General features: G+C 35.7%; 18 protein-coding genes and 1 riboswitch. Of the genes, 14 read left to right on the forward strand and 4 right to left on the reverse strand.

The genetic code is table 11. The annotated features are described in order from the left end of the window. Positions 1 to 241: 241 nt before the first annotated feature. Together LC091_RS04735 and LC091_RS04740 are read right to left on the reverse strand one after the other, a co-directional pair. The gene (locus LC091_RS04735; RefSeq protein WP_226680689.1) at positions 242 to 643 is read right to left on the reverse strand and encodes a hypothetical protein; all 402 of its coding nucleotides are present in this window, start codon (positions 641 to 643) and stop codon (positions 242 to 244) included. Between the two features lie 65 nt (positions 644 to 708). After that, a complete protein-coding gene (locus LC091_RS04740) occupies positions 709 to 1,317 on the reverse strand; it encodes a CPBP family intramembrane glutamic endopeptidase (RefSeq protein WP_226680691.1) in 609 nt (202 codons plus the stop codon). A 112-nt stretch (positions 1,318 to 1,429) separates the two neighbouring features. On the opposite strand from LC091_RS04740, the gene LC091_RS04745 reads away from it, so the two are divergent. The 3 genes from LC091_RS04745 to LC091_RS04755 all read left to right on the forward strand — a co-directional run bounded on the left by LC091_RS04745 (position 1,430) and on the right by LC091_RS04755 (position 2,913). Beyond that, the gene (locus tag LC091_RS04745) at positions 1,430 to 1,549 is read left to right on the forward strand and encodes a DUF6254 family protein (RefSeq protein ID WP_010193219.1); all 120 of its coding nucleotides are present in this window, start codon (positions 1,430 to 1,432) and stop codon (positions 1,547 to 1,549) included. Positions 1,550 to 1,672: 123 nt separating this feature from the next. Continuing rightward, positions 1,673 to 2,437, forward strand: coding sequence for a hypothetical protein (locus LC091_RS04750; RefSeq protein WP_226680693.1), 765 nt, complete (start codon positions 1,673 to 1,675; stop codon positions 2,435 to 2,437). 47 nt (positions 2,438 to 2,484) lie between these two features. Then, the gene (locus LC091_RS04755) at positions 2,485 to 2,913 is read left to right on the forward strand and encodes a TM2 domain-containing protein (protein WP_226680695.1); all 429 of its coding nucleotides are present in this window, start codon (positions 2,485 to 2,487) and stop codon (positions 2,911 to 2,913) included. Positions 2,914 to 2,965: 52 nt separating this feature from the next. Here LC091_RS04755 and LC091_RS04760 read toward each other — a convergent pair whose 3' ends face one another. Then, positions 2,966 to 4,348, reverse strand: a complete 1,383-nt coding sequence (locus LC091_RS04760) for a DUF2254 domain-containing protein (protein WP_319003639.1) — start codon at positions 4,346 to 4,348, stop codon at positions 2,966 to 2,968. Between the two features lie 80 nt (positions 4,349 to 4,428). Continuing rightward, positions 4,429 to 4,474: riboswitch (PreQ1 riboswitch) on the forward strand. A 125-nt stretch (positions 4,475 to 4,599) separates the two neighbouring features. Here LC091_RS04760 and queC point away from each other — a divergent pair. From queC to LC091_RS04785, 5 genes are all read left to right on the forward strand, one after another. Then, complete coding sequence (gene queC, locus LC091_RS04765; RefSeq protein ID WP_226680697.1) at positions 4,600 to 5,271, forward strand: 7-cyano-7-deazaguanine synthase QueC; 672 nt, start codon at positions 4,600 to 4,602, stop codon at positions 5,269 to 5,271. Continuing rightward, on the forward strand, positions 5,268 to 5,708 hold the full coding sequence (gene queD, locus LC091_RS04770; RefSeq protein WP_226680699.1) for a 6-carboxytetrahydropterin synthase QueD: 441 nt from the start codon (positions 5,268 to 5,270) through the stop codon (positions 5,706 to 5,708). The genes queC and queD overlap by 4 nt, the downstream gene beginning before the upstream one ends. After that, entirely contained in the window at positions 5,705 to 6,424 is a 720-nt protein-coding gene (gene queE, locus LC091_RS04775) for a 7-carboxy-7-deazaguanine synthase QueE (RefSeq protein WP_226680701.1), read from the forward strand. The genes queD and queE overlap by 4 nt, the downstream gene beginning before the upstream one ends. A gap of 17 nt (positions 6,425 to 6,441) precedes the next feature. Then, positions 6,442 to 6,939: a preQ(1) synthase gene (gene queF / locus LC091_RS04780; RefSeq protein WP_226680703.1), complete on the forward strand. Its 498-nt coding sequence runs from the start codon at positions 6,442 to 6,444 to the stop codon at positions 6,937 to 6,939. A 526-nt stretch (positions 6,940 to 7,465) separates the two neighbouring features. Continuing rightward, positions 7,466 to 8,443, forward strand: coding sequence for a DNA/RNA non-specific endonuclease (locus LC091_RS04785; RefSeq protein ID WP_226680705.1), 978 nt, complete (start codon positions 7,466 to 7,468; stop codon positions 8,441 to 8,443). A 238-nt stretch (positions 8,444 to 8,681) separates the two neighbouring features. On the opposite strand, the gene LC091_RS04790 is transcribed toward LC091_RS04785, so the two are convergent. Next, positions 8,682 to 9,014, reverse strand: a complete 333-nt coding sequence (locus LC091_RS04790) for a hypothetical protein (RefSeq protein ID WP_226680707.1) — start codon at positions 9,012 to 9,014, stop codon at positions 8,682 to 8,684. A 397-nt stretch (positions 9,015 to 9,411) separates the two neighbouring features. Between LC091_RS04790 and LC091_RS20485 the strand changes: the two genes are divergently transcribed. From LC091_RS20485 to LC091_RS04820, 6 genes are all read left to right on the forward strand, one after another. Then, positions 9,412 to 10,551, forward strand: coding sequence for a DUF3883 domain-containing protein (locus LC091_RS20485; protein WP_226680709.1), 1,140 nt, complete (start codon positions 9,412 to 9,414; stop codon positions 10,549 to 10,551). 416 nt (positions 10,552 to 10,967) lie between these two features. Beyond that, positions 10,968 to 12,821, forward strand: coding sequence for a hypothetical protein (locus LC091_RS04800; protein ID WP_226680711.1), 1,854 nt, complete (start codon positions 10,968 to 10,970; stop codon positions 12,819 to 12,821). A 191-nt stretch (positions 12,822 to 13,012) separates the two neighbouring features. Continuing rightward, a complete protein-coding gene (locus LC091_RS04805; RefSeq protein WP_226680713.1) occupies positions 13,013 to 13,363 on the forward strand; it encodes a hypothetical protein in 351 nt (116 codons plus the stop codon). Between the two features lie 468 nt (positions 13,364 to 13,831). Further along, entirely contained in the window at positions 13,832 to 14,554 is a 723-nt protein-coding gene (locus tag LC091_RS04810) for a hypothetical protein (RefSeq protein ID WP_226680715.1), read from the forward strand. Positions 14,555 to 14,684: 130 nt separating this feature from the next. Next, positions 14,685 to 15,794, forward strand: coding sequence for a DUF4236 domain-containing protein (locus LC091_RS04815; RefSeq protein ID WP_226680717.1), 1,110 nt, complete (start codon positions 14,685 to 14,687; stop codon positions 15,792 to 15,794). Then, the coding region (locus LC091_RS04820) for a hypothetical protein (protein ID WP_226680719.1) at positions 15,795 to 16,170 on the forward strand (376 nt) is incomplete at its 3' end. It abuts the gene before it with no gap.

A 16,170-nucleotide genomic window follows, 5' to 3' on the forward strand; every position in this document is an offset into this window, starting at 1 on the left:
AACTAGCTCCTTCCGTAATGTAGCTCTGATTTGGTTTGTTTTTTTCAGTAAACATTCTAACCAAATTAACCTACGATTTTACGAGTAAGGAGCTAGTTTCGTTCATGATAACTCGGCTTCGCCTGTGGGGTCTCAAGCTACCGTTACCCCCCGCAGGAGTCTTCGCCATTTGCTCCAATCAACAGGGTGGTTAGGTATCTTCACAAATATCTTACTAACCCGTTCTCTTCCTCAAAAACTCTTATCGTACGAATGTTGCTACGATTGCTACGAATGGGATGGCGGTCATTAGGACGTTGCCGATTAGGAAGAATGTCATCAGTTTTTCTTGCAGTTCTGGTGCACCGTTCACAAGTTCATTCTTTTTCATTAAGTTCAGAATAAAGTTGACTAACACACTCACTGCCACAATGGTAATTGGAATGATTAAGTTAACTGTGGAATCCATCAGAGACATAAAGCCGAAGACAATAAGGATGATGGGTAGTGCTTCAATGACTGCTACATAAATGAAGAATCTAGATTGAATCTGTCCAAAGGTTTCTTGCTCCAACACAAGTTTCTCCATACTGGAGCGTATTACAATCGAGATGCCAAAGCTTGCAATCACAGCGGCAATAACAAATAAATATAAAGCATCCATGAGATTTCCCCTCCAAAAAATAAAGAATAAGTAATTATTTTACCTTATTATTTCCAAAAGGGATATCAAAAGTTTAAAGGGATAATCACAAGTAGCCATAAATCAAATACAAGGTGAGAGATGATGACAAGAGTAAGGGAATTCTTCCATACATATAAGGCGCCCCAAACAACACCTGCCGTTGCTGCTGCGGCTACCAACATTGGATTGCCTGTCCACATGTGAGCTAATGCATACAAACATCCCCCTGCCATAACCCCTATTAACATGCCATATTTCTCTACTAGCTTGGATTGAATATATCTTCTCCAGAAAATTTCCTCTCCTGGAATAATGATTAGAACCAACACGAAGTAATGCCACCAACTATTTGGGCCTACAATCAGATATAGTTCTCCCACAAAAGTAATAAGCGGTAAGGGAATTACTTTTAGTAATAAATAAGCAATGAAAAATATTCCGTACAAGATCGTACCTGTTAAGATTCCGTACGAAATGTCATGAAAAGTAAAAAGGCGTTGTGCATTAAGACGAATAGGTTTCTTGTCATTCAAGCTAACTAAAATAAGAATGAATAAGGAAATGGGAAAGAAAAACCAAAAATAATCAGTTAGTGAAAAGCTGACAGCAAGTAGTATGTTTGCTAATGCGAAAAACAAATAAATCTTTTTCATATAATTTTCTCCTAGTTGTGGGGTTGACCTTATTTTAACAGGAAAGCTACTTCAAATAAACGAACATACTATGGAGGAAAAACACTTATTATTTATGTTAGGAGATGGAAAAATGACACAATCCAAAAGTCAGCAGGAAAGACAAAGAAAAGTTAGAAAGCAATCGCAAAATGAGCACGGTAAAGTGAAGAGTTTTGAACAATTAGCAGATGAAGCGGGAAAAAATAAGTAATTTACAGATACGGGTCATTCCTTTCTAAAGGGATGACCTCTCTTGTTTCATGAGCTAATGTGTATATTGGAGGGGATGTAAAAGCATACTATTGTAAGATATTACAGAAATGAGGCTTAAAGTATGGGTATTCAGCATGAAAAAAAGAGATATGTTGCCATCTTAAGTCCTTATACTACAAGTCTTTTGCATTATCGTAAGCCTTTTGTTGTGGCCTGGTGGGGGGCGGCATTTCCCGGGTTTGGACATTTTATGTTATCAAAGTACCTAACAGCCTTCATTTTAATTACATGGGAAGTCGTTATTAATACATTGGCTCATTTAAATGAAGCTATTTACCTCTCTTTGACTGGGAGGTTTGAAGAGGGAGTTGCGGTCCTTGATCAACATTGGATTATTTTGTATGTGTGTATGTATGTGTTTTCCATTTGGGACAGTTATCGCCTTACCATTGAAATGAATAAACATTATACCTTAGCTTATCATGAAGGATTTCCTCTAATGATAAAGAATACTTCATCTATTGAAATTAACGTTCTTGATAAAAAAAATCCGATGCTTGCGGTTATATGGTCTCTTTTAACACCTGGGTTGGGAAATCTGTATGTAACAAGGATTTTATCTGTCATTTTTGTTTTAACATGGTGGTTGATCATTACCTATCAAGCAAACGTCTTTCCAGCCATTCATATGACGCTCGTGGGAAATTTCCAAGGGGCTACTGATATATTAGTACCTCAATGGTTTTTATTCATTCCATCAATTTACTGTTTTGCTGCATATGATTCATATGTGAGTGCGGTGGAACTTAATAAATTTATTGATAAGTACCTAGCAAGAGAGTTAAAAGAGAATTACCAGGATATTCAGTTTAAAATGCCGATATAGAAAAGAGCTGGAAAGTAATGTACATTTTCGCGACATTCAAATACAACATGGAAATGGAACTTACATTACGTGAATTAGAAGAGCTGGGACTGACGAAAGAACAAATCTTAGTTGTCCCGCTAGATAAGATTAAATTCCAAGCGAAAGCCATTGACTCGATGCATCGTTCGGATGGAAGAAGTCTAATCGATCTTGCTGCTATCTTTGGAATTATCTTTATGCTTTTTGGAGTTATTTACGGCTATAAATTCTATCTCGGTCCCATATTATGGGGACTTTTTGGACTAGTATTCGGTGGTATTTTTGGTTTTTTGGTTGATTATTATTTTACTAAAAAGAGTGAAAAAGCTTTGAGAAAACACGGGTCAGATGCAGATATGATCATTATGATTCAATGTCCGAAAGATAGACAGGAGAGAATTGAGGATATTCTGTGGAATAACATGGTGTTGGGTGTAGGAGTGTTGGATAGGTAAATAGTGAAGTTCAAAAAAGGTCCCTTACTCTGAAGGGGCCTTTTTTAGATTTTCATTTCAACTTCATTCTTTCTATGTCTTTCCCGTGTCCTAGTGAAAAACAGAGATCCTGAATATTCGTATTTAATCTCTCTCTTTCCAGTTCAAAATACTTTTCTTCCCTTATCGATTCAATGGTATGTAATGTGTACTTCCAAATGGCTTCTTTTCGATAAGTGGGTGAGTGATCCGAAATCAATTTCAGAACATCAAGTACAGAACTTATTACATCAAAATCTATTTTTCCATAACGGATAATGGGTGAAAATGCAATATCTAAATAATTAAAAAAATCAGGTGTTTTTACAATGACCCTCAGATTCCTATGCATATCATTGAAATAAGGCTTAATGCCCTTCATAGATGTAAGCTTTGATAATAGGGTGCCTAATTGCTCAATGCAATGAACTGCTGTACTTGGATCATTTATCCCTGGTGAAAGAGCTCTAACTGCAATTTCGGTTACTTTCCTAATTCCAAACTCTACATCTTCAAGAGGAGCTCTTGCAATGGAAACGGTAATCAAAGATCGAAATGTATCCTTTTGAATTTTCTCCCCTGAACCCCATAGGGAAAGCATGGGTGTATGCTCATTAATATAATCTCCTTGTTGTCTTTCCACACGAACGATGCAATCAGATTCATAAGCAACTTTGACTAGTGAATCTATATCAATATACTGTACATAGCCGGGTTTATTAGGCATGATTATAATGGGTTCTTTTGTGGTGATTTCTTTGCTCTCCCAATCATCCCAAGGAGCATCATGGGGGGATTTATCACTATCATTAAATAACTCTTCCATGCATTGTAAAGTTTCCACAGTTATGTTGTGTAATAAATTGCTAACTTGAATCCAAGTTGTGACATGTTGAATGAAAAAAACGAATACAATTAGACAAAGAATAGCTATAGCTACTGCAAAGGAAGGAACTAAAAAAAGCTGTTCCTCTTTGGTCTCTTTAAGAAATAATAGGAGGATGATGGAATAGATAAAACCTGCAGTAAAAATTCCAAGGACTCTTTGAGTAGAATGGTCAGTTATGAAGTTCTGCAAGGCTCTTGGTGAAAACTGCGATAGATAAGTCGTCAACACAACAAGTATGGTTGAAAATGTAATCGTCGTCATTGTTAAAAGAGAAGAGGCAATCGAGCTTAAAATAGTTTGTGCAAGATCAATGTTAGATAAAAAGGTTGAGGGTATCAATTTCTCGATCTTCCCAGACATTAAATAACGATCTAAAAAAAGCGTCCCTATTGCTAAAAGAAATGCCAAAGCTCCATAAAATGAGGGTAGAAACCAAAAACTTGTCCGCAAGCGTAACATATTTACAGACCGTGCCATCCAAACACTCCTTTTTTTAAAAAAACTAAGATTGATTCGAGTATCATCCATTAAGAAAGAGTAGAATATTTTATCTAAATATGTTATAGTAACAAAGTTAAATTGAATAAAGTCTTACGCCGTTTTGGGCGTCAGGAGAGGTTCTAGCAAATACCCTCTATAAAAAACTAAGGACAGATAAACTATATTCCTTAGGATATAGTTTTTTTATTTTTTCTGATGTTATGCGCTAGCCTCCATTATTTTTGGTTAGCGTTTTTTGTATGACTATAGATTGAGATGATTAAAGGAGTGAAGACACGATGAAGCAACAGGAAAAAGCGATGGTCGTGTTCAGTGGCGGTCAGGACAGCACTACTTGCCTGATTTGGGCAATGCAAGAATTCGATGAAGTGGAAGCTGTCACGTTCCATTATGGACAGCGACATGAACTAGAAATTGAATGTGCGAAAAATATAGCAAAAGAACTTGGAGTAAAACACCGCATTCTTGATATGTCCCTTTTAGGACAATTAACACCAAATGCCCTTACTAGAGATGATATTGAAATAGAAGAAAAAGAAGGGGAATTGCCAAGCACCTTTGTAGATGGCCGAAATCTTCTATTCCTTTCCTTTGCAGCTGTAGCAGCAAAGCAGATTGGTGCGAGACATATTGTGACAGGCGTTTGTGAAACAGACTTCAGCGGATACCCTGATTGTCGAGATGTTTTTATCAAATCAATGAATGTGACGTTAAATCTTTCTATGGATTATCCGTTTGTCATTCACACTCCGTTAATGTGGTTGAATAAGGAAGAAACATGGAAGCTTGCAGATGACCTTGATTCACTAGATTTTGTAAGGACAAAGACTTTGACTTGCTATAATGGGGTTATTGCGGATGGATGCGGCGAGTGTCCTGCATGTAAACTGAGAAAACGTGGATTGGATGACTACCTTGTCAAAAAAGATAATGGGGTTGTGTCCTCATGATGCAACAAATTTATCCGCAAGTACAACATGATTACTCCTATGAATTGAATAAGGATATGCAAATAGCAGCAGCACATTATGTACCAACAGATGCAGCAGGGAAATGTAAACAACTACATGGACATACCTATTTTGTCAATGTGACAGTGGCAGGGGACGACTTGGATGATGCAGGTTTTCTTGTGAATTTTCAAGTGTTAAAAAAACTTTTACATGATAAATTTGACCATACCGTTTTAAATGACCATAAAGATGTCTTCAATGACCAGGATCCAAATTTTTTCCCCACAACAGAAGTGGTTGCAAGAACGATGTGGGAAACGATAGAGAAGCATCTAGAAGCTCTTCCTTCCAAACCTACCTGTCTTCAAGTGTATGTAAGGGAAACGCCGACAAGTTATTGTATTTACCGTCCTAAGAAGGGGAAAAAGAAATGACCAGTCTAATTCCAGTTCTAGAAATATTCGGTCCTACCATCCAAGGGGAAGGGATGGTCATTGGCCAGAAAACGATGTTCGTCCGAACGGCAGGTTGTGATTACCGCTGTTCATGGTGCGATTCAGCCTTCACATGGGATGGAAGCGCAAAAGATGACATCGTGATGATGTCTTCGGAAGAGATTTATAACGAGATGTTTGAAAAAGGTGGGAAAGCCTTTAATCACGTGACAATCTCAGGAGGTAACCCAGCTCTTTTAAAAAATATCGGGGAACTTGTAAAGCTCCTTCATGAGAACGAAATTAAGGTAGCACTTGAAACACAAGGAAGCAAGTGGCAGGATTGGCTCACTGAAATAGATGACTTGACTATATCCCCAAAACCACCGAGCTCCGGCATGGATACCAATTTTACTATACTTAGTGATCTACTAAAAAAAGTAAATAAAAGTAGTGTTTCTCTAAAAGTAGTGGTATTTGATGAAGACGATTTGGCTTATGCGAAAAAGGTCCATAAGCTATATCCAGATGTAGCTTTTTATGTACAAGTAGGAAATGATGATACAACCACAGAAGATGATCAAATGTTAATCAGCAAATTGTTGGCTAAGTATGAGTGGTTGATTGATCAAGTAATGAAAGATGATGAAATGAATAATGTCCGCGTGTTGCCGCAACTGCACACACTAGTATGGGGAAATAAGCGCGGCGTTTAATAAAGGAGAGAGTGAATATGTCAGGAAGAAAAGATGCAGAATTGGAAGGTGTAACATTACTCGGGAATCAAGGGACAAGTTATTTGTTCAATTATTCCCCAGATGTATTGGAAACCTTTGAAAACAAACACCCAAACAGAGATTATTTTGTAAAGTTCAACTGTCCGGAGTTTACAAGTTTATGTCCTAAAACGAACCAGCCGGATTTTGCCACTATTTACATCAGCTATATCCCTGGTGAATTGATGGTAGAGAGCAAATCATTGAAGTTGTACCTATTCAGCTTCCGTAATCATGGAGATTTCCACGAGGACTGCATGAACATCATTATGAACGATTTGATTGAACTGATGGACCCACGTTATATCGAAGTATGGGGTAAATTCACCCCACGCGGTGGAATCTCCATTGATCCTTATACTAATTACGGAAAACCGGGAACAAAGTACGAAGAAATGGCACAATACCGCCTTATGAACCATGACCTATACCCAGAAAAAATCGATAACAGATAATCCATTGGTCACAAGGAAATTGAATTAATTGTGACCAATATTGTGACCGAAAGAACAATAAAATACGTTGATGTGACCAGCATATACACTTCAAGGTGCCTTTAATTTGAAAGGCACCTTCTTTTTATGTAGGTAAACGATTCAGTCCTATGGGGGGTATTTTACAGTTAAGGTGGCGCTTGGACTATAGCAAATGGCTTAAATACATCCTCAGCCACACCCTGTTATATACTCTTCGAACGATCCTAATTTCTATCTGAATTGAATCAATATTTTATTAACAATCTGCGTTGTTTTTAAACAAAACAAAAAACTTCCAAGACAATACTAATGGTTCTGTTTAGGGAGAGAAAATTACAAATAGCAGGCTAATTCGCATATGGATTAGACCTTCTTTAATTGTTTTTCTTTTTTAATGCACTGATAGTTTATTTAACAAACAATGTAAAATTTTAATCAATGTTAAGCAATTTGGTGTTAATATTAAGTCAAGAACAATAGAAAACTATTATAGGAGAGTCCTAAAATGAACAATAAAATGAACTATCTTATCTTACTTATAACCACCATCTTTATGGTCGGTTGCACAAATGTAGAAGATATGCCCATTACTAACGGAGAAAGAGTCCCACAAGAGGAAACCACAGTTACTACAAATAAAAATAGCGTAAAGGAAGAAGCCGTCAACGCGGTAGTTAATGAGGCAGCAGAGGAAGAAACAGTCACCTCGACTGTAGATGAACCAGAAGAAGAGGAAACGAAAAACAAACCAGATAGCCAACTGTTCTCAGGTTACAATCTCATTGAAGTTGACGGTGGTGATTTATCTGGTCATCGTGAAGCAAACGTCGTTGTAGACATCGGTTATGGGGATAGAGAGTATTGGGCATTTACGAATGAATACGGACAGCTAGTACGTGTCATTGCTGCCGAAATCATTCTACAAGACGACCACAACGAACCTGTATTATCATCTGGCAGATACTATTCTGATGAAGCGAAGGTTGCTGGTGTTGAAAGTGATGTATTAGATGAAGGACATGTCATTGCTGATTCTCTCGGAGGGGTAGCAAATGCTTATAATATTACCCCACAAGAAAGTACGCTTAACCGACATGGTGATCAAGCTTATATGGAAAAAGTGATTCTTAGTGCAGGTGGAGCAACTAATTTTGAAGCCATTATCACCTATCCGAATACAGAAACACAGATTCCTTCAAGTTACCAGTATACCTATACTTTAAAGGGTAACGTAATCGTTGATACGTTTGATAATGTAAACCCTGATGAAGTAAACGCATCACTTGATTTAACAGATAGTGAACCTGCCGCTCCAACTAGTCCAAACACAAGCGGTGATATTTCTAGTGTCGACACTAACGGTAATGGACAGGTGACTATTAAAGAAGCTAAGGCAGCAGGTTTTAGTATGCCAATAACTAGTGACCATTGGCTGTATCAATATATGGATGATCGTGATGGTGACGGCATGGTAGGTGAGTAAACATCTAAAACCGCTAACCTTGTTGGTCATTTATCTAGGGAGATTGCGTAAGAACTTATAAACTCAGTTCATCAATGAACTGAGTTTTGTTATGTAAAAAACACCGCTATAAGCGGTGCTACTTGGCGTGTCACTTATTATGCCATTTTGGGTGCTAAATACCCTGTTATTTCAGGTTTTCCCTTCCGAAATGGAACCTCTTAAGACCATACACGAAGGTTTTTGTTTGTTAACTCACTCATTGTAACTGTGGTGAGTTTGAAACGGGATTTAATAATAAAAGCATTTCTGTCGCTGTCATATTGGGTAGGTGGTTAATAAACTCTTTAGCTTTTCGGTATGATTTAAACATAAATGCCTCTAATTCTATTACGATAGAATACCTACCATTTGTCGAATCTCTTTGAAGGCGGTAAATTCTAATTGTTATTTCATTAGAGAAATGGTTCATTCCTTTAGACAGGACCAATACACCTACATCTGGGTGTGTGGGGCTAACTACAGTTGCTTGGACTTCCATTTCCTGTGCAAGCTCAGGTGGAAGAGATAGTTTTAAATTGCTATGATTCATATACTCACTCCTTTCTCAACTCATTTCGACAAAATATTACTCATTCCTCCTATTTTTATAATAATTTCCAATTTTTCTTTAAATATAAACTGTAACGTAGGTATTGGTTTTAATGTAAGTCTTATACCTCTTCTTCAATAAGTGATAAATCTTAAGTTAAAAATTAATCAGTAGATTTAAGTTTAAAACCATATTAAATAAGGTTTTTTTAAATTTTTTACTGATAAAAATAAACTAGTAGTTGAAAAATACATTGTCTGTATATATAATAAACTTAAGATGAATTATACGCAGTAGATTAATGTATTAAGCCTTATTGTTAAAGGGTTTTTTTCATTATCTACTAGTTAATTATTTGTAGTAAATTTAAACGTTTTGAAAATAGGAGGTAATTGGAGTGTTAGTACAATCTAATTCATTAACAAGTACAAAGCATTTATTTTTGAAGTTCCAAGAAAAGAATCCAGACTTTAAAAGGGTTGCTTCTACAATGTACGAGCATTTAAATGTCTATCTTGAAAAAGAGAAAGTAATTTGGGGGCAATTTTCGAAGAACGTTAAGTTAAAGGGTATCTCTGCATCAGAGCAATCTTCCTTACACAATCAAATTAACAAAGGAGAGACTACTTTAGTATTCTTCTATAACCGTCAAAAGAGTTTGTTATATGTTGGACAATTAATAGGAATCTTCGATAGGGAAGAACCGTTAATCAACCCAAGTCTGAAAAAATATGTACCAGAGTATTATCATTCACGCGTAGGGAAGCTGGAAAAGACACGGGACGATGACTCATTAATCTACGTTTACTTTGCACTTAAAGATTTAAAGAAAATAGATATAGATGGAGTGAAGAACATTTACCATCATAAGACTGGTCAAGAGATTTTAGATGTCGGTGGTATTAATTCCCTTCTTTATGCATATTTAGAGAAAAGTTTCTACGATCGTCTTTTAGTAAATACTATTCAGTCACCTGTAGAGGTAATGAAATTGGAAGAAGGTACAGAAGAAAATATCGACTTTAACGTAGGAAAGTTGTTAGAAGAAGTTCAAGCCCCACCCAAGAGTGAAATTGGTATGGTTGATGAACATAATTCGTCGAAAGGAAAAAAGATTCCTTCTAAAAGAGATTATCTTAAACTACAAAAGAAAAATACTAAGATTGGGCATGCTGGGGAGTTATTGGTGTTAGCAAATGAAAAAATGACTCTAATAGAAGCAGGTAGACAAGATTTAGCCGACTTAGTAAAGCATGTGTCTGCTACAGATGGTGATGGACTAGGCTATGATATTAAATCTTTTACTGAGAGTGGAGAAGAGAAATACATTGAAGTAAAGACCACTATGAGTGGGATAAATACAGCGTTTTTCATTGAGGAATCAGAAGTGAGGTTCTCACGTGAAAATGAAGACACTTTCTATTTGGTGAGAGTATTTAATTATGACAGAGTTACTGGAAACGCTCAGTTTTATACAAAAAAAGGGAACGTTGAACAGAACTTCTCATTAAAAGCCAAAACCTACTTAGCGAAGTAGATCAAAAAGAAAACACCTTATAATGGGTGTTTTCTTTTTAAATGTATCAATTCGGATTCAACTAATCTCATAAACTAATCCTCACAACTATATCGAATCCTATACACATTTTGGAACAATCCAAAAAGTGTCTAAATATAAGGGTGAAGAAAATAATTTTTGTACATGTCTAAAAAAATTTGCCAAATCTCTTTTATAGTAATACACTTGAAAAGTAAAAACATAAGCCAACAAAAAAAATAAGCTGATTTCTAGCTAGTGGCTCAAAACATTAATAGAACCTTTCTACCTCTTCACAACCAATGTATCGGAGTGGGAGAGTGGTTTCTATATGTTTTGAAGTTACTAGCTTTTTTGTATTGGCTCAATAACAAACGGAAAAGGTGTGATTTTATAGAGATAAAGGAGATGGTTAAATGAAAAAAACGGTGCAAAATTTTTTCGTAAATTTGCATAGAAATGAGGGTACGAAGTTTCGTTGCATGAGATTCGAGGATGGAAGAAGAGAAGTTGAGGACGTAATAGGTAAATATGAGGATGTACAAAGCCAACTGCATTTACTTAATGGAAAGAACTATGAGATATATTTCTTAGTGAATACTGGCGGCTTCAAGGCAGATGATATTAATAAAATCAATGCTGTCTTTATTGATTTAGATTGTGGAAGAGCTCAGGATGGGAATTATTATTCTAAAGACATCACTACAGAATTCAAGTATGAAAGTACCATCAAGCTTCACCAATTTGAGTATGAACCAACATATGTTATAGAAACAAGAAACGGGTTACATGCATATTGGTTTCTAGAAGAGGGTGCAACTGTGGAAGAATTTATGGAATGTCAGGAAAAGCTGATTCAACATTTCAATGCCGATCCAGTAGTTAAGAACTCTAATAGACTTTTAAGGGTTCCAGAGACTTACTGGTGCAAGGACCCGACTAACAAGTATTTAGCAAAGATACATGAAGACAATAACACAAGATACAACATAAAGGACATTATTAAATCACTGCCCACAATCAAGGATAGGGAATTCGATACCCCTAATAAGAAATATTCTATATTACTACCTATTAGGGGTATCAAAACCTCTCCTGTTCAGAACAACATACAATTAATTCAAGATAGAGATATTGCTGCTCTCCAAAGGATAGTCAATCCTATACCACTCAAAGTCTCTAATAATATTGAAGTATATGATTACCTGAAGAGACAAGATATGAGGCAGCTACTAGGTCTACATGGTAAGAGTTTTAGATGTATCTTTCATGATGACAATAATCCCAGTGCAGGCATACTAGTTAATAAAACAAATGGTCATTACATCTACAATTGTTTAAGTGCTAGTTGCAATGTAAGTTTCAATATAATTCAAGTTATTGAGAGACTTACCTCCATGAGCATTTCAGACTCACTGAATTTTTTAAGGGCAATATACAAGATTGAGCATACCAGCAGCGAGTGGAAAGAACGAAGGATATCAATTCTAGACAAAAATGTAGAGACATTCTTGTCTTCAGAATTGCCGAAAGAACTTGATAAGTTTGTAGGTAGATATTCAGAGATATTGTTATTCTTACATTGCTTTAATAAACAAAAAGTCATTTCTGAAAAGAACACAGACTGGTCAGGAAATCCCCTGTTCTTTATTAGTATGAATCATCTAGCATCTCAACTGGATAAAGACGCGAAAACAGTAAGACAGAAAATAAACATACTAACCTATCTTGGTTTACTGAGGAAAATCCCAAAAGAAGAGATACCAATGGACCTTTTGAGAAAGTCACAGGAGTATGCAAGGGAGAAAAAACATCAAAAACTAATCACCTATTACTCTATACCAGAATACAATGAAAATACCATACATTTTGCAGAACGAAAAGCTAGAGAATACAAGGAAATGAGCTTTAGTGTAAATGGTTTTAGTAGAGAATTGATATTCAGAGCCTTAGGAGAGAAAGAAGCAAACAGGATATTTCCACAAGATAAAGGGAAGAAATTGTCATCTGTCAGTAATGACAATGCATCTAAGATCGAAGAAATACTATTAAGTCAAATAAGTGAGAAAGGGTGGACAATGGAACAGGAAGTCATATCTATTCTAGATCAAACTTCTGGGCCAAAGGGATATTCTGTAAGAATGTTTAAGAGGGTCCTACCTGAAGTTTTGGAGAAATATATGCTAAAGAAGCAACGACTAAACAAGGAACTAAAAAAAGAACTACAAGTTCCTGCGGAAGGTTATCCAATGATAATCATTAAAGAATAGAAAAAGAATATGAGGAGAAGAACTAAACATAAACAATTCAAGGAACAGTCCCTTAATTGTAAACTATTGAAGTTTTGGATTAGTCTTTGCTATAAATTGACTGTAAACACTCTAATAACATAAGCAAGCACTAATCGAAAATTTCTAACATTATTCTCCTCCTCAACAGAAGTTGAAGGGAGATTGATAATATGAATAAAGAAAAATTCAGTAAAGAAGTAACTAGAGAAGGACATATTTTATTAACGAAAACTTGTAACAATATTATTGCTAGAAGCAGGTTGACAGAAGGAACATACAAAAATGTCAAATGCTCGTTCAAGAGCGCCAGAAAGCTAAGAGATTCCCTTAAGAGTGAAAAAAAATTCATGTATAAATGGTATACCCTCACAAAAGAGTTTCTAGAACAAGGTGAGATAAGACCCTTAAGACCTGTTATTGATAGAATTGATGAAAAAGGTCACTACTTTAAGAGTAATATGCAAGTTTTAACATGTAGTGAGAATGCAAGAAAAGCCCGTATTAAAAAGCCATGTGCTTAATGCGGTTTGAGGGCAATCATTAAATCAACAGAGCCCTTGTTAACTCCTATTGAGTTAACAAGGGCTCTTTGCTTTTTTAAACTTGCAGTTCAAGAGTTTGAGGTCCACCATCTAAAAAGAAAAATAACCATCCCTGCCCGACCAAAGTGTAGGATTTTAGGTTATTTTTCTTATGCAATAAAGTTCATTGCTCTTCTTAACTTGATAATATCTTAATTGTAACAAAATGTAAACATCTAATACACATACAAATAATATGTAGGAGCTGCTCTTGCTTCAAATTAACAATAAATAACTCTATTTATTTAAGTATTTGTCAGAATATTTTGACATAATAGTGACCTTCATGATAATATTCAACAGGATGTCAATGGATACTTTGACATGACTAATAAATGAGGAGTGGTTTCTGTGATTAAACGAGGACTATACAGGCGCTGTGCCGAAAGTACATGCAAAAGAAGAGGGGTGTTATTGCATTTAGAATCCAATTTCTACAGACATAAAGGCTCTAAAAATGGAAGGAGAAATATATGTAAACAGTGCTATGCACTTGTAAACAGTGAAAACATGAAAAGAAGTGCAGAGAAAAGAAAAGCTAACATGAAAATAGGAGGAAAAGCTTCTAATGAGAATAGAAAGAAAGTGTTAGAAGAATTTGGATATCGTTGTGCTTTGACGGGAGAATTAGAAGGTGTAACTGTAGATCATTTTGTGCCGTTAGATTGGGGGAAAGCGGCAGTTAGAGAGGGAATTGGTGGGAATTCATCAAAAAATTTAATTCCGTTAATAGAACCTCTTAATAAGTCTAAATGGTCTAACAACCCTTTCATTTGGTTTGAAAATTTAGATGAACTAAAGGTGAAATATGGATTGTGTGATCAAAAATGGTGGACGGTTGTTGAGTTTGTAGCGGCCAAGCATAATATGAGTGCCTTTGAATATAAGATTAAAGTTAATAACTGCTACTGGGAGGTGATTGCGGAAAAATATATGGAGATATTAAACTACAGGCTAGAAAATTACCCTAGTAAATACAAGCCTTATAGCATTATTTGGTTTTTCTTAAAGAATTGTTTCAACTTGGATGTTGTCATTAATAGATTCGGTAGTAAAGATGCCAAAAAATTTTATTATGCAAAAGAGACTTGTCGCAAGATAGAGCTTCACAAAGCTAGCTTGATGGAATAGCGTCCAAACTAATCTCAGATGCTAATAAGAAGTGTTCTAAACATGGTTAATATTAACATATATTTTTTTTGATATCCAATCATGTTATAATTATCCATATGATAAAAAATTCTAGAAAGCGGTGTTCTCAGTGGGCTTTGGCTTTAGAAAAAGCATTAATTTAGGCGGTGGAGTTAAGTTAAATGTTGGGAAAAAAGGTATTGGACTGAGTGGTGGGGTAAAGGGAGCAAGAGTCAGCGTAGGTCCTAGAGGGACTAGAGCTAGGGTTTCTATCCCCAATACGGGAATTTATTATGATCAAAAATTAGGGGCTGCAAAAAGGTCCACTCGAAGTTCATCTACATCTGAGTACAAAAGCTTTAAAGCCACAGAGCGTGAGAGAGAAAAGGAGCTTACTAAAATACAAGACTTGCAACGTGCAAGAAATGAAGTGGAAATGTTTGAAGAGAAAGTGAACTTCTTTATCTCAATACATAAAGACTGTACAGAGACATTTAATTGGGAGAACATCGTTCAGAACCCTCCCTTTACACTTGGCGAAATAGGACCTCAAGAAAAAGAAGCAAGGTTAATGGTTGATAAATATAAGCCTACGTTTAGAGATAAGTTTTTTAATAGAATAACTGCCAAAAAGCAACTCCTTGAAATAGAGATTATTCATTCAAAAGAAGCAGATGAAGAGTTATATCAAAAGTGGGAAGAATTGAAAGAGCTTGGAAATGGAGTTTTGTCAGGGGATTATTCAAGTTATACAAAAGTCATTGAAGACCTTGCACCTTTTCAAGATATTAAAGATTTAGGAAGTGATTTCTCGTTTGACTTTTATGACAAGAAGACAGCAGTTATCAATCTTTACGTGCATTCTGAGAGAGTTATTCCCTCTGAAGAAGTATCTTTAACTAAGACAGGAAAAGTGTCCCGTAAGAAAATGACCAAAACAAAGTTTTATGAACTATACCAAGATTATGTTTCAAGCTGTATATTGAGAATTTCAAGAGAACTATTCGCCTTATTACCTTTGGAAAGATTGTATATAAATGCAATAGGGGAGTTAGAAGATTCTTCTACAGGACAGCTAGTAGAAGGTACTGTCATATCTATATTAGTTGATAATGAAACACTACAAAAACTTGATTTAGACAGAATTGATTGTTCAGATTCATTAGTCAATTTCCCTCACAATATGAACTTTAAGAAAACAAAGGGCTTCATCTTTGTTGATCAATTGGAGGTGAGATAAATGGGGAGATTACTAATAGGACTAGTAATTTTAGCATTGATTATTGGTGTTGTAGGTATAATATTGCAAAACTTCATAGGGTTTATTGGTATTGGAATTGCTATTTGGGCCATGTATGAGTGGTCTATTAATAGGAAGCTAAATGCAAAATCGAAGAAACCAGCTGCTTTGTTTCTAACTGGGGTATTTGTTGCGGTATTGTGGTTTGGTTTAAGTAGTCCTCCTTCTCAAACGGAACAAGTAAGTCAAGAAGTTGCTAGCGAAACAGTAACAGAGAATAAAGCTGAATCCGAGACGGATCAAGTTGAGGTTGAGCCAGCTGACATAGATTCCGAGAAAGATAATGAAGATCCTAAACCAGTAACTAAGAAAGAGC

It is taken from the genome of Sutcliffiella horikoshii (genome assembly GCF_020524325.1).
Classification (GTDB): Bacteria; Bacillota; Bacilli; order Bacillales; family Bacillaceae_I; genus Sutcliffiella_A; species Sutcliffiella_A horikoshii_D.